19 protein-coding genes are annotated in these 21924 nt (G+C 67.8%); 13 read left to right on the top strand and 6 right to left on the bottom strand.

All coding sequences use genetic code 11. The annotated features are described in order from the left end of the window. Positions 1–58: 58 nt before the first annotated feature. The gene (locus tag ASC83_RS00710; RefSeq protein ID WP_056057632.1) at positions 59–1429 is read right to left on the bottom strand and encodes a M20/M25/M40 family metallo-hydrolase; all 1371 of its coding nucleotides are present in this window, start codon (positions 1427–1429) and stop codon (positions 59–61) included. 158 nt (positions 1430–1587) lie between these two features. On the opposite strand from ASC83_RS00710, the gene ASC83_RS00705 reads away from it, so the two are divergent. Beyond that, positions 1588–2514: a LysR family transcriptional regulator gene (locus ASC83_RS00705; RefSeq protein WP_056056764.1), complete on the top strand. Its 927-nt coding sequence runs from the start codon at positions 1588–1590 to the stop codon at positions 2512–2514. Here ASC83_RS00705 and ASC83_RS00700 read toward each other — a convergent pair. Continuing rightward, positions 2500–3684, bottom strand: a complete 1185-nt coding sequence (locus ASC83_RS00700) for an MFS transporter (protein ID WP_056056763.1) — start codon at positions 3682–3684, stop codon at positions 2500–2502. The genes ASC83_RS00705 and ASC83_RS00700 overlap by 15 nt on opposite strands. A 240-nt stretch (positions 3685–3924) precedes the next feature. On the opposite strand from ASC83_RS00700, the gene ASC83_RS00695 reads away from it, so the two are divergent. The 9 genes from ASC83_RS00695 (at position 3925) to ASC83_RS00655 (ending at position 13034) form a co-directional block, all read left to right on the top strand. Beyond that, a complete protein-coding gene (locus tag ASC83_RS00695) occupies positions 3925–4977 on the top strand; it encodes a peptidase U32 family protein (RefSeq protein ID WP_200938868.1) in 1053 nt (350 codons plus the stop codon). Positions 4978–5201: 224 nt separating this feature from the next. Continuing rightward, on the top strand, positions 5202–6164 hold the full coding sequence (locus ASC83_RS00690) for a U32 family peptidase (protein ID WP_056056760.1): 963 nt from the start codon (positions 5202–5204) through the stop codon (positions 6162–6164). A gap of 21 nt (positions 6165–6185) precedes the next feature. Next, the gene (locus ASC83_RS00685; RefSeq protein WP_056056758.1) at positions 6186–6806 is read left to right on the top strand and encodes a hemolysin III family protein; all 621 of its coding nucleotides are present in this window, start codon (positions 6186–6188) and stop codon (positions 6804–6806) included. Positions 6807–6821: 15 nt separating this feature from the next. Beyond that, the gene (locus ASC83_RS00680) at positions 6822–7343 is read left to right on the top strand and encodes an SCP2 domain-containing protein (protein ID WP_056056756.1); all 522 of its coding nucleotides are present in this window, start codon (positions 6822–6824) and stop codon (positions 7341–7343) included. A gap of 2 nt (positions 7344–7345) precedes the next feature. Then, a complete protein-coding gene (locus ASC83_RS00675) occupies positions 7346–7759 on the top strand; it encodes a putative zinc-binding protein (RefSeq protein WP_056056754.1) in 414 nt (137 codons plus the stop codon). Beyond that, on the top strand, positions 7752–8348 hold the full coding sequence (locus ASC83_RS00670) for a UbiX family flavin prenyltransferase (protein WP_056056752.1): 597 nt from the start codon (positions 7752–7754) through the stop codon (positions 8346–8348). Before ASC83_RS00675 ends, ASC83_RS00670 begins: the two co-directional genes overlap by 8 nt. Positions 8349–8414: 66 nt before the next feature. Beyond that, entirely contained in the window at positions 8415–9902 is a 1488-nt protein-coding gene (gene ubiD, locus ASC83_RS00665) for a 4-hydroxy-3-polyprenylbenzoate decarboxylase (RefSeq protein ID WP_056056751.1), read from the top strand. 164 nt (positions 9903–10066) lie between these two features. Beyond that, on the top strand, positions 10067–11701 hold the full coding sequence (locus tag ASC83_RS00660) for a long-chain-fatty-acid--CoA ligase (protein WP_056056748.1): 1635 nt from the start codon (positions 10067–10069) through the stop codon (positions 11699–11701). 73 nt (positions 11702–11774) lie between these two features. Continuing rightward, positions 11775–13034, top strand: coding sequence for a branched-chain amino acid ABC transporter substrate-binding protein (locus tag ASC83_RS00655; protein ID WP_082522274.1), 1260 nt, complete (start codon positions 11775–11777; stop codon positions 13032–13034). A gap of 40 nt (positions 13035–13074) precedes the next feature. Here the strand turns inward: ASC83_RS00655 and ASC83_RS00650 are convergent, their stop codons facing one another. After that, positions 13075–13836 carry an SOS response-associated peptidase gene (locus ASC83_RS00650; protein ID WP_056056746.1) on the bottom strand — a complete coding sequence of 254 codons (762 nt, stop codon included), beginning with the start codon at positions 13834–13836 and terminating at the stop codon, positions 13075–13077. 208 nt (positions 13837–14044) lie between these two features. Here ASC83_RS00650 and ASC83_RS00645 point away from each other — a divergent pair, with 208 nt between their 5' ends. Next, positions 14045–15343: an acyl-CoA dehydrogenase family protein gene (locus ASC83_RS00645; RefSeq protein ID WP_056056744.1), complete on the top strand. Its 1299-nt coding sequence runs from the start codon at positions 14045–14047 to the stop codon at positions 15341–15343. Positions 15344–15472: 129 nt separating this feature from the next. Beyond that, complete coding sequence (locus ASC83_RS00640) at positions 15473–16027, top strand: DUF3617 domain-containing protein (protein ID WP_056056742.1); 555 nt, start codon at positions 15473–15475, stop codon at positions 16025–16027. Here ASC83_RS00640 and ASC83_RS00635 read toward each other — a convergent pair. The 3 genes from ASC83_RS00635 to ASC83_RS00625 all read right to left on the bottom strand — a co-directional run bounded on the left by ASC83_RS00635 (position 16011) and on the right by ASC83_RS00625 (position 19387). After that, the gene (locus ASC83_RS00635) at positions 16011–17168 is read right to left on the bottom strand and encodes a diguanylate cyclase (RefSeq protein WP_056056740.1); all 1158 of its coding nucleotides are present in this window, start codon (positions 17166–17168) and stop codon (positions 16011–16013) included. The two genes, ASC83_RS00640 and ASC83_RS00635, sit on opposite strands and share 17 nt — an antisense overlap. 200 nt (positions 17169–17368) lie before the next feature. Beyond that, complete coding sequence (locus ASC83_RS00630; protein ID WP_056056738.1) at positions 17369–18133, bottom strand: 16S rRNA (uracil(1498)-N(3))-methyltransferase; 765 nt, start codon at positions 18131–18133, stop codon at positions 17369–17371. Between the two features lie 99 nt (positions 18134–18232). Then, a complete protein-coding gene (locus ASC83_RS00625) occupies positions 18233–19387 on the bottom strand; it encodes an aminoglycoside phosphotransferase family protein (RefSeq protein WP_082522273.1) in 1155 nt (384 codons plus the stop codon). A gap of 153 nt (positions 19388–19540) precedes the next feature. Between ASC83_RS00625 and ASC83_RS00620 the strand changes: the two genes are divergently transcribed. Further along, complete coding sequence (locus ASC83_RS00620) at positions 19541–21922, top strand: LPS-assembly protein LptD (protein ID WP_056056736.1); 2382 nt, start codon at positions 19541–19543, stop codon at positions 21920–21922. Positions 21923–21924: the final 2 nt, after the last annotated feature.

Below are 21924 nucleotides of genomic sequence, written 5' to 3'. Positions count from 1 at the left end.
GGCGGCGCTTTCGTGTCAACAATCGTGAACGGGGTGACGCCGCTGGGGTGCCGCGCCACTACTTGGTGCGGGGTGGGCGCTTGTCGAGCAGCGGCGCACTCACACCTTGTACCCCCACCAGCCCCAGCACCGTGACCAGCGAGGTCTGGGCGCCCTTCCAGGCATCCGTCAGGTCGATCCACTCCGACAGTGCGTGGAAGCCGCCCGTCTTGCCGCCGCCCCCGATCACGATGGCGGGGATGCCCAGCGCCATGGGCACATTGGCGTCGGTGCTGGCGCCGCCCAGCACCGTCTTGCGGCCAAACGCCGTGTTGGCGCGCACAGCCGCTTCGACAATGACCGAATCCGCCGCCGTACGGCCACCGGGCCGGTCGCCGATGAGCTTGGTCGATGCGCTCAGGGTGTTCACGCCCCAGCGTGCGTTCTCTTCGGTCACGGCGCTGTCCACGGCGGCCAGCACCTGCTTCTCGGTGGCCAGCAGCGGGGCCATTTCGTCGGAGCGGATGTCCACCGCCATGCGCGCATCCGGCGCGATGGTGTTGACGGACGTGCCGCCGCCCACGGTGCCCACGGTGAAGGTGGTCTTGGGGCTCTTGGGGGTGCGGATCTCGGCGATCTTGGCAATGGCGCGGCCCATGCCGTGGATGGCGCTGGGCACCTCGCCGAACGCGGCGTAGCTGTGGCCGCCCGGGCCTTTGAAGGTCACCTCGTGGCGGTGGCTGCCCGTGCCCAGCACCAGCACCGTGCCGTCGGGCGCTGGCTCCAGCGCCACCATGCCGTCAATGTCGAGGTGTTCCTTGAACAGGTGCTTCATGCCGCGCAGGTTGCCCAGCTCTTCCTCGCCCACATTGCCCACGAACACCAGGTCGCCCACGGTGGCGATCTTCTGGTCGTTCAACACCTTGAGCCACGACAACAGCACGGCCAGGCCGCGCGTGTTGTCGGAGATGCCGGGCGCATAGAGCTTGCCGTCGCGCTCCTTCACCTTCACATCGGTGCCGGAGGGGAACACGGTGTCCAGGTGGGCCGAGATGACCAGCTTGGGCCCGTTGCCGGTGCCCTTGCGCACGCCCACCACATTGCCTTCGGCGTCAATGGCGGCGTTGGTCAGGCCCAGGGCCTGGAGCCGGGCCAGGAAGGCTTCGGCACGCTTTTGTTCCTTGAACGGCGGCGCCTCGATCTCGGTGAGCATGCGCAGGTCTTCGGTGGCGCGGTCGTGGTCGGCCTTCACGGCGTCGAGCAGCTGCAGGATCTGGGGCGCAGCCATGAGCTGGCCGTAGGCCTTGTCCACGGCGGGCCGCAGCGTGGTGGGTGTGGGCGCCACGGCGCCGAACTGCGCATGGGCGGCACCGGGCAGCAAGGCGGAGCAGGCGAGGGCCATGGCACCCGCAAGGGCTGTGGCACGGAAGGTATGGAGAGGGAGAGTCATGGTGATCCAGCGAAACACGAACACAAACGGAAGGAGTGACCGGCCTGTCCAGCCATCGTGGATGGAGCCGTGGGCCGGCATGCAGTGCCATGCAATTGTTGGACCGAACCCGGCCCCTGGGCTCTGCTTTAATCTGCCCAGCCGACAGTTTTTCTTACATGCGCAAACACATCCCCAGCACCCGCGCCCTGCTTGTTTTTGATGCCGTGGCGCGCCACCATGGCGTGAGCAAGGCGGCCGAAGAACTCTGCCTCACCCACAGCGCCGTGAGCCAGCAGCTGCGCCTGCTGGAGGGGCAGCTGGGCCTGCAGCTCGTGCAGCGCGGCGCACGCGGCTCCACCCTCACCGACGTGGGCCGCCGCTACCACGCGCAGATCGTGGGCGACCTGCTGCGGTTGCAGAACCACACACTCGAAGCCATGGCCCAGCGGCCCGATGGCGCGCGTCTGCTGGTGGGCTGCGTGCCGGTGTTTGCCGAGCGCTGGCTGCTGCCCCGTCTGCCGGCCTTCCTTGCACAGCACAAAGGCTGCAGTCTGCACCTGCAGGTGTACCCCACGCAGATCTACATGGCGGAGATACCGTTCGACGTGGCCGTGCAGTACGACGACGCGGCCTGGCCCGGCGTGGTCCCCGCGCCCCTGATGCCCGAGGTTTGCGTGGCCGTGTGTGCACCGCAGTCGCGCCACCGGCGTGCGACAGAGCGCGGCGACTTCCGGGCCGTGCCGCTGTTGCAGCTCAGCTCCCGCCTGGGGGCGTGGGACGACTGGCTGGGCCGTGCGGGCATCACGCGCGTGCCGGCCCACACCCTGGGCGGCCACCGCTTTGATCTGTTCTCGATGCTGGTGGAGGCGGTGCGCGCCGATCTGGGTATTGGCCTGGTGCCCCGGTATTTTGTGGAGCGCGAACTGCAATCGGGCGAGTTGGTGCTGGCCCACCCGCACCACGACAGCGGTGCGCGGGGCTACAGCCTCTTTGTGGCGCCGGGGCGCCTGGAAGACCCTGCGGTGGCGGCCTTTGCACAGTGGCTGCACACCACGGCGCAGGCCGAAGGTGCTGTGGCAGACCGGTCTTCAGGCACCGCTTGAAACACGCTGGCGCTGCAGGCCCAGCCAGGCCAGCGCCAGCCCCGTCACCACAATGGGCACCAGCGATCCGGCATTCAGCAGCGTCCAGCCCTGTGTGGTGACCAGCACGCCCGACGAGAACGCGCTCAGCGCCAGCGTGGCGTACACGCAGAAGTTGATGGCCGCCTGGGCGCGGTCCTTCTCCTCCGGCCGGTAGGCCGTCATGGCCAGCGTGGTGGAGCCGGTGAACAGGAAGTTCCAGCCCACGCCCAGGAAGAACAGCGCAATGCCAAAGTGGTGCAGCTCCACGCCCATCAGCGCCACCGCCACACACGCCAGGTTGAGCAACACCCCGGTGCCCATGATGGGCAGCACACCAAACCGCTTGATGAGGTGGCCGGTGACAAAGCCGGGAGCGAACATGCCGATCACATGCCACTCCAGCACCAGCGCCGAGGCATCAAAGTCAAAGCCACACACCTGCATGGCCAGCGGCGTGGCCGCCATCAGCAGGTTCATCACCCCATAGCCCAACGCGGCACCCACAATGGCCACGATGAAGGCAGGCTGGCGCATCAGCACCTTGAGCGGGCGCCCTTGCTCGCGCTGCCCCGCCGCATTGAGCACCACGGACTGCGTCTCGAAGCGGATCGCCGCCATGCACAGCATGGACAACAGCGCCACGCCGATGAGCGCGATATAGGCGCCCGCAAACGGCACCGGGAACAGCGTGCGCGTGGCGCTGGCCAGGTTGGGGCCCGCCACCGCACCCAGCAGGCCGCCCGCAAGCACCAGCGACACGGCCTTTTCGCGGTAGTCCGGCTTGGCCAGTTCGGCGGCCGCAAAGCGGTACAGGCCACCGTTGGCGCTGTAGTAGCCCGCCACCACCGTGGCCGTGCACAGCAGCCAGAAGCTGGCGCTGAACGCGGCCCAGGCACACAGCGCAGCCGACACCACGGCCACGGCCAGCCCGATCTGGAACGACACCTTGCGCCCCCAGCGCGCCTGGCTGTGCGCCACCAGCGGCGTGGACAGCGCACCGCCCACCACATAGCCCATCACCGGCAGCGTGGCCATCCAGCCAAAGGGCGCGAGCTGCAGCCCCACCAGCCCGTTGATGGCGATGAAGACGACGTTGTTGGTCAGGAAAAGGCCTTGGCACAGGGCCAGCAACCACAGATTCTTGTTCACGGCAGAGGGCGCCTTTTGGCGTCTTTATGAAATGGATGTCCCACGCAGGGCACTGGACGCAAGTCAAGGCCGGTGGGCAGTGTGGAACGCCGGGAAGGCTGGAGCACATCAAAACCCGACTGCTTTGCTCCGGCATTGTGCACTGCCGTTGATGAAGATCAGCGGATGCGCGGAGAGCCCCCCGTATGGTGGCGCCCAGTGCTGTGGCTCCCCACCGGGGCCAGCGTTTGAATGCTTGTGATGGATCCCTTGAAATCGACGGCCACCGCCTTGCCCGAGGCGGCTGGCCCTGCCATGGAACTGGTTTGCCCCGCGGGCAGCCTGCCCGCCCTGAAGGCCGCTGTGGACCACGGCGCCAACTGTGTCTACCTGGGCTTGCGCGACGCCACCAACGCGCGCAACTTTGCGGGCCTCAACTTCGACGAGGCGGCCATTGCCCAGGGCATTGGCCATGCCCATGCGCGCGGCTGCAACGTCTTCATGGCACTCAACACTTACCCGCAGGCCGCCAACCCGGGGCCCTGGCGCAGCGCCCTGGACAAGGCGGTGGACCTGGGCGTGGACGCCGTCATCCTGGCCGACCCCGGCCTCATGCACTACGCGGTGCAGCACCATCCCCAGCTGCGGCTGCACCTGTCGGTGCAGGGCTCGGCCACCAACTACGAGGCCATCAACTTCTACCGCGAGCAGTTCGGCATCATGCGGGCCGTGCTCCCGCGCGTGCTTTCGATGGAGCAGGTGCGCCAGGTCATCGACCGCACGCCCGTCGAGATCGAAGTCTTCGGCTTTGGCAGCCTGTGCGTGATGGTCGAGGGGCGCTGTGCGCTGTCGTCGTACGCGACGGGCGAATCGCCCAACACGCATGGCGTGTGTTCACCCCCGAAGGCCGTGCGCTGGGTGGAGACCCCGCAGGGCCGCGAGTCGCGCCTGAACGGTGTGCTCATCGACCGCTATGCACCCGGCGAGAACGCGGGCTACCCCACACTGTGCAAGGGCCGCTTCGACGTGGGGGATGACGAGAACTACTACGCCATCGAAGAGCCCACCAGCCTCAACACGCTGGAGCTGCTGCCCCAGCTGCTCAAGATGGGTGTGCGCGCCATCAAGATCGAAGGCCGCCAGCGCAGCCCCGCGTATGTGGCGCAGGTCACCCAGGTCTGGCGCGAGGCCATGGACCAGTGCCTGGCCCACCCGCACCGCTATGCGCCCAAGACGCGCTGGATGGCCAGCCTGGACCAGGTGGCCGAGGGGCAGCAGCACACGCTGGGCGCTTACCACCGCCCCTGGAAATGAAATGATCAGGCGACAACCCCCTGAGGCGCTGCGCGCCTTCCCCTTCTCTCGCCTCGCTTGCGCGATGCGGGAAGGGGGACACCGCCAGCGCACGCCAGCGAAGCGCCGCATACGCGGCTTGGCGGCCCTTGCGCGGCGGTCGCTGGCCTGGGCCGCGCCAGATTCGAACTCAGTGAGCCGCTTTGGCGCCTAGCTACCACGATGAAAACCTTAGAGACCGCCCCATGAAACTTGCTCTCGGCCCGCTGCTGTACTACTGGCCCCGCGACACCGTGTTCGCGTTCTACGAGGCCATGGCCGCCACGCCCGTGGACGTGGTGTACCTGGGCGAGACGGTGTGCTCGCGCCGCCATGAGCTGCGCCTGACCGACTGGCTGGCGCTGGCGCACATGCTGCGGGACGCGGGCAAGGAGGCGGTCTTGTCCAGCCAGGTGCTCATCGAGTCCAGCGCCGACGTGGGCGTGATGCACAAGATCACAGGCAACGGCGAATTTCTGGTCGAGGCCAATGACATGGGGGCGGTGAGCTGCCTTGCGCGTGCACCCGCCGTGCCGCAGGCCTTTGTGGCCGGGCCGCACCTGAACCTGTACAACGCGCCCTCGTTGCAATGGATGGCGCAACGGGGCGCCACGCGCTGGGTGATGCCGCTGGAGATGTCGCAGGACGCGCTCGCTGCTGTGCTGGCGCAGCGGCCCGCAGGCATCGAGACCGAGGTGTTTGCCTACGGCCGCATGCCCCTGGCCTATTCGGCGCGCTGCTTCACCGCCCGCCACCGCAACCTGCCCAAGGACGACTGCCAGTTCAGCTGCCTGCAACACGCCGACGGCCTGCCGCTGCGCACGCGCGAGGGCGAGGGTTTTCTGGTGCTCAACGGCACACAAACGCAATCGGCGCGCGTCTACAACCTGGCCAACGAACTGGCGGCGATGCAGGCCCAGGGCGTGGACGTGGTGCGGCTGAGCCCGCAGGCGCAGCACATGGCGCAGGTGATCGCCGCGTTTGACGAAGCCCGCCGCGCAGTGCTTGCGCAAGAGACTGCTGAAAAGACCCCCGACTTTGTGGAGCGCATGCAGCCCTTCATGCCCGATCTGCCCTGCAATGGCTACTGGTTCGGTCGCCCAGGCCTGGAGCAGGGGCTGCAAGGGGCAGCGCGTGGTGCTGCCGCGCGGCCTGCGATGCATCCATAACGCAAAAAAGCGAATCACCGCATGTACCCCGGAGAACGTTTCAACAGCATCAGCCACCTGGTGGGTGCCCTGCTCGCCACGGCAGGCACGGCCGTGCTCATCACCCTCGCGGCGCGCCTGGGCGACCCGTGGAAGGTGGTGGCGTTCAGCATCTACGGCGCCATGCTGGTGGCGCTGTACGCCGCCTCCACCGCCTACCACAGCGTGCGCAGGCGCACCATCAAGGCCGTGCTGCAAAAGCTGGACCACTGCAGCATCTACCTGCTGATTGCGGGCAGCTACACGCCGTTTGCGCTGGTGTCGCTGCGCGGCGCCTGGGGTTGGTCGCTGCTGGGCGTGGTGTGGGGGCTGGCCCTGCTGGGCATTGCGCAAGAGATCTGGTGGGCGCGTGGCGCACGCGTGCTGTCGCTGGTCATCTATGTGCTCATGGGCTGGCTGGCGCTGGTGGCCGTGGTGCCGCTGTGGCAGGCGCTCACGCCAGCCGGGTTTGCCTGGCTGCTGGCGGGCGGTGCCTGCTACACGCTGGGCATCGTCTTCTATGCGCTGGACCACCGCGTGCGCCACGGCCATGGGCTGTGGCACCTGTTTGTGCTGGGCGGCAGCGTCTGCCACTTTTTCACCGTGTTTTTCTACGTGGCCTGAGGGCCCTTCTGTCTCATGGCGGCTTCTCCCCTTCCTTTCCCCCTGGTCGTTCCTGCGCCCGTGGGCGCTGTGCTGGCGCGCCTGCCCGCCTACCCCGGCTCCCAGCTGCTGGTAACCGCGCTCAACCTGGCGCTGGCGCGGCACCTGCCTGCGGACGTGGGCCAGGTGCTGCTGCACAAGAAGATGCGGGTGCAGGTGCGCGATGCGCGCATGGCCTTTGACTTTGCCTGGACCGGCCAGCGCTTCGCCCCCCACGCACCGCTGGTGCTGCCGCAGGTGGCCGACGTGACGCTGAGCGCCACAGCCCATGATTTTTTGCTGCTGGCCCAGCGCCAGCAAGACCCGGACACGCTGTTTTTCAGCCGCCGCCTGTCGATGGAGGGCGACACCGAGCTGGGCCTGGTGGTGAAGAACGCGCTCGATGCGATCGAGCTGCCCGTGCTGGACCCGCGCCAGTGGGCGCAGAGGCTGGCGCCGCGCGAGGTGCTGGGCCACCTGCGTCGCCGCCTGGACCCCACACCACGCAACGGAGGATGAGCATGGCCATCGACACCGATCCCCAGAACCACCCCTTGGTCTATTCCTGCTCCGGCTGCTCCAGCGCCGCGCAGCTGGCCAACCACGTGGCGCTGCAGCTCGACCGGCGCGGCGTGGCCGAGATGTCGTGCATCGCCGGGGTGGGTGGCGATGTGCCGCACCTCATGAAAACCGTGCGCTCGGGCCGGCCCATCATCGCGCTCGACGGCTGCCCGCTGGTCTGCGTCAAAAGCACGCTCGCGCGCCACGGCGTCGCGGCCGACCGGCATTACCAGCTGCAGCAGTACGGTGTGAAAAAACGCGCGCACGAAGACTTTGACCCCGTGCAGGCCGCGCTGGTGCTGGAGCAGGTGGAGGCCGATCAGCAGGCGCAGCCCTTGCAGCGCCCCACTGTGGTGGAGCCCTCGCATGGCTGATGCTGCCCACACCCGCCGCATCATCGTCGCCATTTCGGGCGCCAGCGGCGCCGTGTACGGCGCGCGCCTGCTGCAGGTGCTGCAAGGCCAGAGCGGCATCGAGACCCACCTGGTCGTCTCCGACGCCGGCTGGCGCAACCTGCAGCACGAGCTGGACATGGACCGCGCTGCGGTGGAGGCCCTGGCCCACCGCGTGCACGACGTGGCCAACGTGGGCGCGGCCATCGCCAGCGGCTCGTTCCAGTGCCATGCCATGGTGGTCGCGCCCTGCTCCATGCGCACGCTGGCTGCCATAGCGCATGGGCTGGCCGACAACCTGCTCACGCGCGCGGCCGACGTGGCCCTCAAGGAGCACCGCCGCCTGGTGCTGATGGTGCGCGAGTCGCCCCTGCACCTCACGCACCTGCGCAACATGGTGGCCGTGACCGAGATGGGCGGCATCATCTGCCCGCCGCTGCCCGCCTTCTACCTGCGCCCGCAGACCGTGGGCGAGGTGGTGGACTACAGCGTGGCGCGCGTGCTCGACCTCATGGATGTGCCGCACGCCCTGGCGCCCCGGTGGCAGGGCCTGGAGCTCAATGCTCCTTAATTTATAGCTGCTAGCGCAATCAATACATGCGCTACCGGGCGATTTCATTTAAATCCTGAACCTGACATGGCCTACAGCGACCTGCGCGACTTCATGGCCCAGCTCGAAGCCACGGGCGGCCTGCGTCGCGTGGCGGAGCCCGTCTCGCCCCACCTGGAGATGACTGCGCTCAGCGACCGCGTGCTGCGCGCAGGCGGCCCGGCGCTGTTGTTCACCCAGCCCACGGGCCACCGCATGCCGGTGCTCACCAACCTGTTTGGCACCACAGACCGCGTGGCCCGCGCCATGGGCGTAGCCGACCTGCGCGGTGTGCGCGCCCTGGGCGAACTGCTGGCCACCCTCAAGGAGCCCGAGGCGCCGAAAGGCTTCAAGGACATGCTGGGCATGGGCCAGCTGCTCAAGACCCTGTGGAACATGGCGCCGCACACCGTGGCGCGCGGCGCACCCTGCCAGCAGGAGGTGTGGGAGGGGCCGGACGTGGATCTGGCCCGCCTGCCCGTGCAGCACTGCTGGCCTGGCGACGTGGCCCCGCTCATTACCTGGGGCCTGACCATCACGCGCGGGCCGCGCAAGGCGCGGCAGAACCTGGGCATCTACCGCCAGCAGTTGCTCTCGCGCAACCAGGTCATCGTGCGCTGGCTGGCTCATCGGGGCGGGGCGCTGGACTTTGCCGACCACTGCGCCACCCACCCGGGCCAGCCCTACCCCGTGGCCGTGGCGCTGGGGGCGGACCCAGCCACGCTGCTGGGGGCCGTCACGCCCGTGCCGGATTCTTTAAGCGAATACCAGTTCGCAGGTCTGCTGCGCGGCGCACGCACCGAAGTCACGCCCGCGCTGGGCGTGCCCCTGCAAGTGCCCGCCACCGCCGAGATCGTGCTCGAAGGCCACATCCAGCCCGATGCCCATCACGCGAGCGGCTGGCAGCATGCGCTGGAAGGGCCGTACGGCGACCACACCGGCTACTACAACGAATGCGCCGAGTTCCCCGTGCTCACCGTGGACCGCATCACCCTGCGCAAGGACGCGATCTACCACAGCACCTACACGGGCAAGCCGCCCGATGAGCCCGCCGTGCTGGGCCTGGCGATGAATGAGCTGTTCATCCCGCTGTTGCAAAAGCAGTTCCCCGAGATCGTGGACTTCTACCTGCCGCCCGAGGGGTGTAGCTACCGGATGGCGGTGGTCAGCATCCGCAAGGCCTACGCGGGCCACGCGCGGCGCGTGATGATGGGCGTGTGGAGCCACCTGCGCCAGTTCATGTACACCAAGTTCATCGTGGTGGTGGATGCGGATGTGGACGTGCGCGACTGGAAGGAAGTGATCTGGGCCATCACCACCCGCATGGACCCGGCGCGCGACACGCTGCTGGTGGAGCACACCCCCATCGACTACCTGGACTTTGCCTCGCCTGTCAGCGGCCTGGGCAGCAAGATGGGGATGGATGCCACGAACAAGTGGCCGGGCGAGACCCAGCGCGAATGGGGCCGCCCCATGGCCATGGACGCCGCCGTGCAGGTGCGCGTGGACGGGCTTTTCACAGCGCTGGGCCTGTGAACCGTCCGTGCACCATGGCGGTGCTGTGCGCTCCAGTCACGTAGAAGACAAGCACGCCCCGCGTTGTTTGCGACGATGCGCCAGCCCCGGCAAAGAGGGCTCTGCACCGGCATCCCACGGATGCCGCGATGCAGCACCGCGCACACCACAAGGAGACGACAGCAATGCAGCAGCCCGGCAGCATGATGGATCGGCCGTTACTGGTCTCGGCCATCCTCGAGCACGGTGAGAACCAGTACGGCGACCAGCAGATCGTCTCGCGCGACACCAATGGCAGCCTGCACCGCTACCGCTTTGCCGACATGGCCCGGCGCGCCCGGCAGCTGGCCAACGCACTGCAGGCGCTGGGCCTGCGCCCTGGCAGCGTGGTGGGGTCGCTGGCCTGGAACAACCACCGCCACCTGGAGGCGTACTACGCGGTGTCCGGCAGCGGCATGGTCATGCACACCTGCAACCCGCGCCTGCACCCCGAGCAGCTGGCCTACATCGTCAACCACGCCGACGACGAGGTGGTGCTGTTTGACACCACCTTTGCACCGCTGGTGCGCGCCATTGCGGGGTCGTGCCCCCGCGTGCGGCACTGGGTGGCGCTGTGTGATGCCGACACGCTGGGCAGCATCGACCTGCAAGGGGTGCCCGGGGTCGAGGCCTACGAGACCCTGGTGGCCGGCCAGCATGACCGCTTTGAGTGGCCCGAATGTGATGAAAAGACCGGCGCAGCGCTGTGCTACACCTCGGGCACCACCGGCAACCCCAAGGGCGTGCTGTATTCGCACCGGGCGCTGGCGCTCAGTGCCCTGTCGGCCTGCATGCCGGGCGTGCTGAGCATCAGCGCGCGGGAGACCATCCTGCCCGTGGTGCCCATGTTCCACATCAACGCCTGGTGCCTGCCCTATGCGGCTTTGATTGGCGGGGCCAAGCTGGTGCTGCCCGGCCCGCGCCTGGACGCTGCCAGCCTGTACGAGCTGATGGAGACCGAGCGCGTCACCGTCAGCGCGGGTGTTCCCACCATCTGGATGGGCCTCATCCAGCATGTGGAGCAGCACGGGCTGCGCTTTACCACCATGCGGCGCACGGGCGTGGGGGGCTCTGCCATGCCCAAGGCGCTGATCGCCAAGTTCAACGACGTGTACGACGTGGAGGTGCGCCATGGCTGGGGCATGACCGAGACCACCGCCATCGCCACCATGAGCGTGCTGGGCGCGGCCGATGCCGAACTGCCGCCCGAGGACCGCCACGCGCTGGTCGCCAAGCAGGGCAAGTCGGTGTTCGGTATCGAGCTCAAGCTGGTGGATGAAAACGGCGCCAGCCTGCCGCGCGACGGCGTGGCGCAGGGCGAGCTGATGGTGCGCGGCCAGTGGATCGTGGACCGCTACCACAAGGCCGAGCGTTCGGCGCTGGTGGATGGCTGGTTTCCCACCGGCGACATCGCCACCATCAACCCGCAGGGCGTGGTGCAGATCCGCGACCGCACCAAGGACGTGATCAAGTCGGGCGGCGAGTGGATCAGCTCCATCGACCTGGAGAACGCCGCGGTGGCCCACCCGGCGGTGGCCATGGCGGCGGTCATCGGCGTCAAGCACCCCAAGTGGGACGAACGCCCGCTGCTCTTCATCGTGCGCAAGCCCGGCCAGTCGCTCGACAAGGCGCAGATCCTGGACTTCCTCGCAGAGCGCGTGGCCAAGTGGTGGCTGCCCGACGAAGTGCTGTTTGTCGAAAGCCTGCCGCTGGGCGGCACCGGCAAGGTCCAGAAAAACGAGCTGCGGCAGCGCCATGGCGCGGTGTTCGGCGGCGAATGACATTGCTACGCGCTGACGGATTTCGGTTTTGGCTTTCCTTTCGTTCCCACTCACCCACCCCACGGAGACACACATGAACATGGTTCCCAGGAAATGGCCCCGCCATTGGTTGAAGGTCGGCGCATGCGCCGCAGCGCTGGTGATGGCGACGCACGCCGGGGCGGCCGAGACGGTGAAGATCGGCTTCATCGACCTGCTGTCCGGCCCGTTTGCGCTCACCGGCCAAAGCTCGCTGAACCAGCTGCGTGAGGTGGTGGCCCAGGTCAACGCCAAGGCCGGACCCAACGAGCCCAAGTTCGAGGTGATGGACTTTGACAACAAGGGCACGCCGCAGGAGAGCTTGAATGCGCTCAAGGCCGCCACCGACCGGGGCGTGCGCTACATCACCCAGGGCGGTGGCTCGGGCGTGGCGCTGGCGCTGGTGGATGCGCTCAACAAGCTCGCCGAGCGCGACCCCGAGCGCGCGACCGTGTACCTCAACTACGCCGCCATGGACCCGCAGCTCACCAACGACCGCTGCAGCTTCTGGCACTTCCGCTTCTATCCGTCGAGCGAGATGAAGATGGAAGCGCTGACCACCTACCTGCAAGGCCGCAAGGACGTGAAGCGCGTGTACCTGCTCAACCAGGACTACACCCACGGCCGCCAGGTCTCCAAGGCTGCCAAGGAATACCTGGCGCGCAAGCGGCCTGACATCGAGGTTGTGGGCGATGACTTCATCCCCATCGCCCAGACGCGCGACTTCGCCTCGTACGTGGCCAAGATTGCCGCCACCAAGGCCGACACCGTCATCACCTCCAACTGGGGCAGCGACCTCACACTGCTGTTCAAGTCCTCGCGCGACTATGGCCTGAACATCAACTACTTCACGCTCAATGCCAACAACCCCGGCACGCCCGCGCAGATCGGGCCCTGGGGCGAGGGTAAGGTCGGGGTCATCTGGAACTGGGTGCACAACGCCCCCACCCCCGAGCTCGAAAAGATCTACGTGGACTACAAGAAGAAGACCGGTGAAGACTTTGTGTTTGCCGCCCACTGGAACAGCGTGCACATGCTGCGCGAAGCCATGCGCAAGGCCCAGTCCACCGACGCCAAGAAGGTGGCCCTGGCCCTGGAAGGCATGACCTACAAGAGCCCCATGGGCGAGGTGCGCATGCGCAAGACCGACCACCAACTCGAAGCCCCGCTGTACCTGGGCATCTGGGCCAAGCAGGGCAGCAAGGGCGTGAAGTACGACGCGGAAAAAACCGGCTACGGCTTCCGCTCCGAAGTGGCGTGGGACAACTACATCAGCGCCCAGCCGACGTCCTGCCAGATGAAGCGGCCGTCCTGAGTCTCCCACCGCGCAACCGTGCCGCTCACGCGGCGCGGCATCAGCCCAGCAGGCCCTTGGGCACCTTGTCCGCCTTTTTTTCCACCGGGTTGGCCGTGAGCCACTGCGCCGCGTACTGGCGCATGAACTCCTTGGCCTTTTCCGGCCGGGCCGTGAGCCACGCGTCGTACGCGCCTTCGTTCAGGATGGCGGGCATGCTCTTCTCGCTGCCGGGCTGGCCGTAGCGGTGCAGCAGCGCGTGGTTGTTGGCGTTCACCGTGAGCAGGCAGTAGCTGACGATCACCTCGCCGTCAGCGCCCTGCCACCGCGCCCACAGGCCTGCCACGCCCATCGGCTTGCCGTCCACGCGCGCGACGCGGGTGGGCACGGCCTTGCCGCTGCGCAGGTCGTCCTCATAAAACGCAGCCATGGGCACGATGCAGCGCTGGCCGTTCAGCCATGCGTCGCGAAACGCCGTGCCGGTGGAGGCGGTGTCGGACTTGGCGTTGACCAGCTTGGGTGCACGCAGCTTGGCGTCGGATGCCGACTTGACCCAGTGCGGCACCAGGCCCCATTGCGCAGGCACCAGTACCCGGTCGGGGGCGGCGTTGCTGGGGGTGTCTGATGCAGTTGTTGATGGAGCGGTCTCCTCGGCCGGGCTGGTGGGCCCTTGTGCCAGGGCGGCGGCCGTCGCGGCATGCACGATAAACAAACCTGGCTTGCGGGGCCACAGGTGGCGTTCACCCAGCGCCACAGGGGGCTCGACCGCAAACGCCTCGCGGTAAGTGTCGGCGTGTTGCAGGGTTTCGTAGTGGGTACTCATGGGGCCATGGTACCCGTGTGCAGGGGGGCGCTCAGCGAGATTTCAAGCAAAAGAGGCTGGTAGCGCTAGTGCAATATGCCTTGGTAGCTATCAATAGAATAGCGCTGTGTTTGCCTCCCTGAGGGCGCTCCGGGCAGGCCGTGATGTGCGTCAAGCCCGTTGTCGCCTGCGTTGTGACGTGTGCTGGCGCCGTTTTCACAATGCCCACATGGACTTCGCACCTTCCCCCCTGGCTCTGCAACTGCGTGATCGCCTGCTGGCGTTCATCGACCGTTATCTGCTGCCCTACAACGCCGCCTGGCATGCGGCCGTGGCCGCGCGCGACTACCCGCCGCCGTTCCTGGAAGACCTCAAGGCCCTGGCCCGCGAAGAGGGCCTGTGGAACCTGTTCCTGCCCACGCTGCGCGAGGATGAGCCCGGCACGCGCCTGTCCAACCTGGACTACGCGCCGCTGGCCGAGGCCATGGGCCGTCTGCCCTGGGCGGCCGAGGTGTTCAACTGCCAGGCGCCAGACACCGGCAACATCGAGCTGCTGCACCGCTTTGCCACACCCGCGCAGCGCGCCCGCTGGCTGGTGCCGTTGCTGCACGGTCAAATGCGTTCGGCCTTTGCGATGAGCGAGCCCGACGTGGCCTCGTCCGACCCCACGAACCTGCAGACCACAATGCGACGCGAAGGGGATGGCCTGGTGCTCAGCGGCCGCAAGTGGTTCATCACCGGCGCGGCGCATCCGCACTGCCAACTGCTCATCGTGCTGTGCCGCAATGCGGATGCCGATGGTGCAGACAGCCACCGCCGCCACAGCATGGTGCTGGTGCCCGTGGACACGCCGGGTGTGCAGATCGTGCGCAACATCCCCGTGCTGCACCACCATGCGCCCGAGGGGCATTGCGAGATTCTGCTGCGGGGCGTGCGTGTGCCTGCGGACCACCTGCTGGGCGACTGGGGGGCGGGGTTTGCGATGGCGCAGGCGCGCCTGGGCCCCGGCCGTGTGCACCACTGCATGCGCACCATCGGCCAGTGCGAGCTGGCGCTGCGCCTGGCCACCGAGCGCGCGCTGGAGCGCACGGCGTTTGGCAAGCCGCTGGCCGATCAGGCCAACGTGCAGGAGTGGCTGGCCGAGTCGCGCATCGAGATCGATCAGGCGCGCCTGCTGGTGCTGCACGCTGCGTGGCTGCTGGACCAGGGCGAATCAGCCGATGCGGCGGACGCGCGCGCCGTACGTGCCCAGGTCGCTGCCATCAAGGTGGTGGCCGCGCGCCTGCAGCAGCGCGTGGTGGACCGCGCCATGCAGATCTTTGGCGCCATGGGCCTGTCGCCCGACACGCCGCTGGCCGCCTTCTGGACCTGGGGCCGCGCGCTGCGGCTGATGGATGGGCCCGACGAGGTGCACCTGCGCACCGTGGCGCGCCATGAGCTGGCGCAGGCGCGTGGGGCCCTGGGGGCGTCGGCGGCCTACTTCACCACCCCCGAGCAGCTGCGCGCGCCGCCGCACCTGAGTGCTTGAGCGGTTCGGCGTCTTTCTGAGAGTGCGTGCCGTCGATCGTGGCCCCTGAAGTGCTCCGTCTCCACTTGGCAACCGGGGCGTGCTTGCCGATACTGTGGTCCCAGCCGCTGGCACTGAGGCCCCCACACCATGCACACCACCATCCCCCGCGCTTTCGTGTTTGCCGTTTCCTTCGCTGCGCTCTGCACTGCCCACGCCCAGCCCCAGAAGCTGCGGCCCGGCCTGTGGGAGAACAGCGTGACCATGAAAAGCCAGAGCGGCCAGCTGGAGGCCGCAATGGCGCAGATGCAGAAGTCCATGGCCAGCCTGACGCCCGCGCAGCGCAAGCAGATGGAACAGGCCATGGCCCAGCAGGGCGTCAGCATGGGCCCCAGCGGCAACACCGTGAAGGTCTGCATCAGCCCCGAGCAGGCCGACCTGGACCGCATTCCGGCGCAGGAGGGCTGCACACAGAACGTGCAACGCACGGGCCCCAACGCGGTGGCGATGACGTTCAGCTGCAAGGGCACCCAGGGGCAGCCGCCCACCACGGGCGAAGGAACGATGACCTTCCAGGGCCCCACAGCCTACACGGGCAATTTCAAGGTCAAGACCACGTCGAACGGCAAACCCGAGCAGATCGACATGGTGCAAAACGGCAAGTGGCTCGCCGCTGACTGCGGCACGATCAAGCCCGTGCGTTAGACCCTGCCGCCACGGTACGGTGGGCGGCAGGCGCCACCACCACGCGGTTGCGGCCCAGGGCCTTGGCGTGGTACAGCGCCTGGTCCGCGCGTTCCAGCGTGTGCTCCACGGTGTCTCCGGGCAGGTGCTGCGCCAGGCCGATGGACACCGTGAGGTGCAGTGAGCCTGCGCTGTGGGCAATCTCCAGCGCCTGCACGGCCTGGCGGATACGTTCGAGCAACTCGCGTGCATGGTCTGCCGAGGTGTCGGTGAGCATCAGCACAAACTCCTCGCCACCCCAGCGGGCCAGCACATCGGTGTCGCGCACGCTGGCGCGCACGGTGCCCGCAAAGGCCTGCAGCGCGCGGTCGCCGGTGGCGTGGCCGTGCTGGTCGTTGATGGGTTTGAAGTGGTCGATGTCCAGCTGCGCCAGCAGCATCGGGCGGCCGCTGCGCAAGCTGCGGCGGTGCTCCAGCGCCATCAGGTCGAGCATGGCGCGGCGGTTGATGAGGCCTGTCAGCTCGTCGCGGGTGGCCAGTTCGCGGTTGACTTCGAGCGCCTGGGCCAGCGCCTCGCGCTGCTGCTGCAGCTTGGCACGGATGCGCTGGATGCGCAGGTTCAGCGCAATGCAGCCGCTGAGCACGATGAGCACCATCAGCGCATAGGCGGTGTCGAGGTAGCCCGAGGCGTTGGCATTGAAGCGCGAACTGACGCCGATGGCGCTGGCAAAGGCCAGCAGTGCATACACGCCAATGCCGATCACCTCGGCCACCGTGAGGCCGAAGGTGCCAAAGAACAGGATCATTGCCAGCACGCTGGGCACCAGCCCGCGCGCATCGCCTGCCAGCACATAGGCAACGGCGCCGCTGGTGATGGTCCAGACCATTTGCGGGATGGTGAGCGAGGGGTCGCGCAGGCGGGCGGTTTCGCCGGAGCGGATGAAGGCCGTCATGACCACCAGGCCGCCCACCGACAGGGCGGCCCACCATTGCACGGCGGTCTGGTCCACGGTGGTGCTGGAATGTGCCACCAGCAGCATCACGCCGGCGCTGCCTGCCATCAGCGTGAGCGCCAGCAAGGCCATGCCCACCAGCGTACGCCGCCGAGGGTCGGTGGAGAGGATCACATCCTTGAGGCGCTGCCAGCGGGCGGGTGGGCGCAAGGTGGGGGGCTCCGGCCAGGAGAGAGGGCCGCGCGGCGCGCGGGCGGGGTGGCCCGAAACCCGTGTGATGCTGGGTTACCGGCTGGTCGGAGATTTTACGGTGAGGTAGTGCCGTGCGTATAGCCCCCCCAGGGCTTGTCCGGGCCTTGACCGGGCGTGGGGCGCGCGTGGCGAGCCCGGCCTGCGCGCGGGGTGTCGCGCTACAGCGTGAGCGCGGCCAAGGCGGCCAGCGGGGCCGTTTCGGCACGCAGCACACGCGGGCCCAGCGTGACTGGGGCGAAGCCGTGTTGCAGCGCCAGGTCCTCTTCCGCAGCGCTCAGCCCGCCCTCGGGGCCCGAGAGGAACAGCACGGGGCGCTGGCCATCCGCGCTGCCCCTGGCCTCGCGCAGCGGCACGGTACCGGCCCGCAGCGACAGCAGCAGGCGCTGGGGAGTGTCCCGTGTCTCGGGAGATGTCAGGCCCTGCCCTGGTGAACGCAGCCAGCCCGCCAGGTCGATGGCGGCGTGCACCACCGGCACGCGGTTGCGACCGCACTGCTCGCAGGCGGCCACGGCCACGGCCTGCCAGTGGGCGATCTTCTTGTCGGCGCGCTCGCCCTTGAGCTTGAGCACGCTGCGCTCGGCCACCAGCGGGGTGATGCTGGCCACGCCCAGTTCGGTGGCTTTCTCGACCAGCCAGTCCATGCGCTCGTTGGCGGTGATACCCGCCAGCAGGTGCACGGCGCGGGGCGCCTCGCGCTCGATGGCGTGGTGCGCCCCCACCAGCACGCGCACATCGCTGCGGCCCATCTTGACCACGGTGGCATCGAACTCGCCGCCCGGGTCGGCCGCGCTCTGGCCGCCGTGGAACAGCGTGATGCCGTCACCAGGCTGCAGGCGCAGCACCTGCACATGGCGTGCAGCGCCCGGGGGCAGGTCCAGCTCGGCGCCGGTGGCCAGGGGGGGCGGGCAATGGAAACGGGGCATTTGCTATCTTTGTAATAGCTGCTAGCGCATGATTTGTCTGCGCTTGAGCCGGTTTTTACTTGATCTATGGGGGTGTGCCGTGCGTGCAGGCGGCCAGGGCTACATCCGGCCGTACGCAAAGCCCACCACGGGCTCGGTGCCTTCGATCTGGTCCAGCATCTTGAGCAGCGGCCCCAGCTGGCGGTAGCGGTTGGCGGTGGCGCGGATGTAGGCGATGAAGCGGGGCGCATCGGCCAGGTACTTGGGCTTGCCGTCGCGCAAGGTCAGGCGCGCAAAAATGCCCGCGACCTTGAGGTGCCGTTGCAGGCCCATCCACTCCACCGCGCGGTAGAACTCGCCAAAGTCATCGCCCCAGCCGCTGGCGCTGGTGGCGCCCAGCAGTCCGGCCTTGCGCGCCTTTTCCCAGTAACGCACGGTAATGTCGATGACGAATTCTTCTTCCCAGCTGATGAACGCATCGCGCAGCAGGCTGGCAATGTCGTAGGTGATGGGGCCGTAGACAGCGTCCTGGAAGTCCAGCACGCCCAAGGGGGCGCCCTGTTCGGCAGGTGCCATCAGGTTGCGGGTCATGAAGTCGCGGTGCACATACACCTGCGGGGCGGCCAGGTTGTGCGCCACGATGGCGTCAAAGGCGCTGCTCAAGGTGGCCCGTTGCTTGTCATCCAGCGTGACGCTGCGGTGCTGGGCCAAGTACCAGTCGGGGAACAGCGCCAGCTCGCGGCGCAGCAACGGCTCGTCGTAGGCGGGCAGCACGCCGGGGGTGGACGCCTTTTGCCACTGCAGCAGCACATCGGTGGCCTGCTGGTACCAGGCGTAGGCGTCCTGGGGTTTTTCGGGGTTCAGCCGCTCGATCACCGTCTGGTGGCCCAGGTCTGACAGCAGCATGAAGCCGGTGGGCGCATCAAACGCCAGGATCTGCGGCACGTTCAGCCCGGCGGCGGCCATCAGGCCCTGCACCTGCACAAACGGCTGGCTGTTTTCCTTGTCGGGCGGTGCGTCCATGACGATGCGGCTGGCGCCCGTGGCTGTGTCGATGCGCAGGTAGCGGCGGAAGCTGGCATCGGCCGAGGCGGGGCGCAGCGTGGCAGGCAGCAACTGGTGGGGGCCGACGAGTGGCGCCAACCAGGCTTCGAAGGCCGCGCGGCGGGCTGCATCAGGCCAGCTGACAGGGGTGGAGGCGGCGGGCGTAGCAGGTGCGGCCACGGTGGCGCCCAGGGGCTGGCCGGCGGGCGATGGGGGGATGGGGTGGCTCATGGATAATCCGATTTTACAAACCGGTCGTGGCTGGCGCCGTGCGCGCTGGCCAGGACCGGTCCCTTTGTCCGCTACCGCCCCTCAACACCCCACGTGCCACGCTGCCAGCCCCTCACCGTGCAGAACCTCACCTCCCTTCGCGCCCGGCCCGCCATGGCGAAGTCTGCACGGCTGCGGCCCCCCGTGCCCCGCGTGCTGGCCCTGGGCGTTGCGCTGGCCTGGTGTGGCCTGCCGCTGGCGGCTCTGGCCCAGGACGGAGCCGCGCCCAGCGCCTGGGATGCGCCGCCGGTGCTGCGCACGTCACCCCTGCTGCAGGAAAAGATTCCCGACGCCGTGCGTTCGCAATTGCCCGTCTTTGTGAAGGGCGACCACATCAGCGGCCAGACCGACCTGAACGCACTGATTGAAGGCAACGCCGAGCTGCGCCGGGGCGACACGGTCATCCGCGCCGACCGGCTCGACTACAACGTGCCCGAGGACCTGGCCAAGGCCAACGGCAAGGTGCGCATCAACCGCGCAGGCAATGTCTACGAAGGGACGGCGCTGGAGCTGCGGGTGGAGGCCTTCGAGGGCTTCTTCAGCGACGCGCGCTACCGCTTCCTGGCCACGCAGGCGCATGGAGATGCGACGCGGGTGGATTTTGTGGACCGCTACCGCGCCGTGGTGCACAACGGCACCTACACCACCTGCGAGCGTGGCAACGAGGAAAGCTGGCAGCCCGACTGGGTGCTGCGCGCCGCCACCATCCGCATTGACAACGAGGAAGAGGTGGGCACCGCCGAAGATGCGGTGCTGGAGTTCAAGGGCATCTCGGTGCTGCCCATTCCGTACATCAGCTTCCCGCTGTCGGAAAAGCGCAAGTCCGGCTTGCTGCCGCCCACCGTAGGGCTCGACAGTCGGGATGGCGTGACTTACATGCAGCCGTACTACTGGAACATCGCGCCCAACCGCGATGCCACCTTGCGCGCCGCGCTCATGACCAAACGAGGCGCCAACGTGGGCGGCGAGTTCCGCTACCTGGAGCCAACCTACAAAGGCCAGATCAGTGCCGACGTGATGCCCACCGACCGTCTGCGCGACCGTGTGCGCTGGAGCTTTAGCGGCAAACACGAAGGCGCGTTCGACACCGGCATCGGCGGGCTGGGGCTGAACCTCAACCTCAACCGCGTGAGTGATGACAACTACTGGCGCGACTTCAGCCGCGCCACCGAGCAGTTGCGCCAGCGCCTGTTGCCCAACGATGCCATCCTGTCCTGGGGCCGCAACGACATGTCGGCCACCGTGCGCACCCTCAAATGGCAGACGCTGCAAGACGTGAGCTCGCCCATCGTGCCTCCGTATGACCGCATGCCGCAGGTGCAATGGCGCTACAACCCCTCGCAGCTGGGCGGTGGATTCGATGCCAGCGTGGAGCTGGACACCACGCGCTTTGAAGCGGCCCGCGCGCTCACGGGCCAGCCCAATGCCGATCGCAGTTACGCCATGGCGCAGATCAGCCGCCCCTTCCTGTCGCCGGGTGGCTTCATCACCCCGCGCCTGCAGCTGCATGCCACGCAGTACCAGTTTGACTCGGCCCTGTCCAACGGCCAGCGCTCGGCCAGCCGCACGCTGCCTACCTTCAGCCTGGACAGCGGCCTGGTGTTCGAGCGTGACACCGCCTACTTTGGTCGCGCCTTCCTGCAGACACTGGAGCCCCGGGCGTTCTACACCTACACGCCCTACCGCGACCAGAGCATGCTGCCGGTGTATGACACAGCGGCCAATGACTTCAACTTCGCCACCATCTACACCGAGAATGCCTTTGGCGGCAACGACCGGCTGGCCGACAACAACCTGCTGACCCTGGGCGTGACCACACGCCTGCTGGATCCTGAGTCGGGCGCCCAGGCAGCGCGCTTGGGCATTGCCCAGCGGGTGCGTTTCTCGGACCAGAAGGTCACCCTGCCAGGGGGCACGCCGGTGAGCGAGCGCCTGTCGGATCTGCTGCTGGGCGCGGGCATCAACTGGACACCGCAGTGGGGCTTTGACTCCACCGTGCAGTACAACCCCAAGACCGGGCAGTCCATCCGTTCCACCATCGGCGCGCGCTACAGCCCCAGCAACTACCGCACCGTGAGCGCGGCCTATCGTCTGCAACGTGGCACCAGCGAGCAGATCGACATCGGCTGGCAGTGGCCGCTGAACGACCTGTGGGGCGACAAGGGCAAGGACCTGGGCCCCGGCCGCGGCCAGGGCGGCGGGCGCTGGTACAGCGTTGGCCGCCTGAACTACAGCATGAAGGACCGCAAACTCGTGGACACCGTGGTGGGCTTCGAGTACGACAGCTGCTGCTGGATTGGCCGCGTGGTGCTGGAGCGCCTGCAAAGCAGTGTGACCAGCTCCAACACGCGCCTGCTGTTCCAGATCGAATTCGTGGGCTTCTCCCGCCTGAGCCTGGGCTCCAGCCCGCTCGACTCCTTCAAGCAAAATGTGCCGCGTTACCAGAACCTGCGCGAGCAGGTCTCCACGCCCAGCCGCTTCAGCAACTACGACTAGAC

Source organism: Acidovorax sp. Root402, assembly GCF_001425125.1.
Classification (GTDB): domain Bacteria; phylum Pseudomonadota; class Gammaproteobacteria; order Burkholderiales; family Burkholderiaceae_C; genus Acidovorax; species Acidovorax delafieldii.
Note: the sequence above shows the minus strand (reverse complement) of the source record. Positions and strands in the feature narration are given on the sequence as shown.

Bases quoted from the DNA above. Each gene is read 5' to 3' on its own strand.
- ASC83_RS00710 (WP_056057632.1), bottom strand. From the start codon at position 1,429: ATGACTCTCCCTCTCCATACCTTCCGTGCCACAGCCCTTGCGGGTGCC.
- ASC83_RS00705 (WP_056056764.1), top strand. From the start codon at position 1,588: ATGCGCAAACACATCCCCAGCACCCGCGCCCTGCTTGTTTTTGATGCC.
- ASC83_RS00695 (WP_200938868.1), top strand. From the start codon at position 3,925: ATGGATCCCTTGAAATCGACGGCCACCGCCTTGCCCGAGGCGGCTGGC.
- ASC83_RS00690 (WP_056056760.1), top strand. From the start codon at position 5,202: ATGAAACTTGCTCTCGGCCCGCTGCTGTACTACTGGCCCCGCGACACC.
- ASC83_RS00685 (WP_056056758.1), top strand. From the start codon at position 6,186: ATGTACCCCGGAGAACGTTTCAACAGCATCAGCCACCTGGTGGGTGCC.
- ASC83_RS00680 (WP_056056756.1), top strand. From the start codon at position 6,822: ATGGCGGCTTCTCCCCTTCCTTTCCCCCTGGTCGTTCCTGCGCCCGTG.
- ASC83_RS00675 (WP_056056754.1), top strand. From the start codon at position 7,346: ATGGCCATCGACACCGATCCCCAGAACCACCCCTTGGTCTATTCCTGC.
- ASC83_RS00670 (WP_056056752.1), top strand. From the start codon at position 7,752: ATGGCTGATGCTGCCCACACCCGCCGCATCATCGTCGCCATTTCGGGC.
- ubiD (WP_056056751.1), top strand. From the start codon at position 8,415: ATGGCCTACAGCGACCTGCGCGACTTCATGGCCCAGCTCGAAGCCACG.
- ASC83_RS00660 (WP_056056748.1), top strand. From the start codon at position 10,067: ATGCAGCAGCCCGGCAGCATGATGGATCGGCCGTTACTGGTCTCGGCC.
- ASC83_RS00655 (WP_082522274.1), top strand. From the start codon at position 11,775: ATGAACATGGTTCCCAGGAAATGGCCCCGCCATTGGTTGAAGGTCGGC.
- ASC83_RS00650 (WP_056056746.1), bottom strand. From the start codon at position 13,836: ATGAGTACCCACTACGAAACCCTGCAACACGCCGACACTTACCGCGAG.
- ASC83_RS00645 (WP_056056744.1), top strand. From the start codon at position 14,045: ATGGACTTCGCACCTTCCCCCCTGGCTCTGCAACTGCGTGATCGCCTG.
- ASC83_RS00640 (WP_056056742.1), top strand. From the start codon at position 15,473: ATGCACACCACCATCCCCCGCGCTTTCGTGTTTGCCGTTTCCTTCGCT.
- ASC83_RS00630 (WP_056056738.1), bottom strand. From the start codon at position 18,133: ATGCCCCGTTTCCATTGCCCGCCCCCCCTGGCCACCGGCGCCGAGCTG.
- ASC83_RS00625 (WP_082522273.1), bottom strand. From the start codon at position 19,387: ATGAGCCACCCCATCCCCCCATCGCCCGCCGGCCAGCCCCTGGGCGCC.
- ASC83_RS00620 (WP_056056736.1), top strand. From the start codon at position 19,541: ATGGCGAAGTCTGCACGGCTGCGGCCCCCCGTGCCCCGCGTGCTGGCC.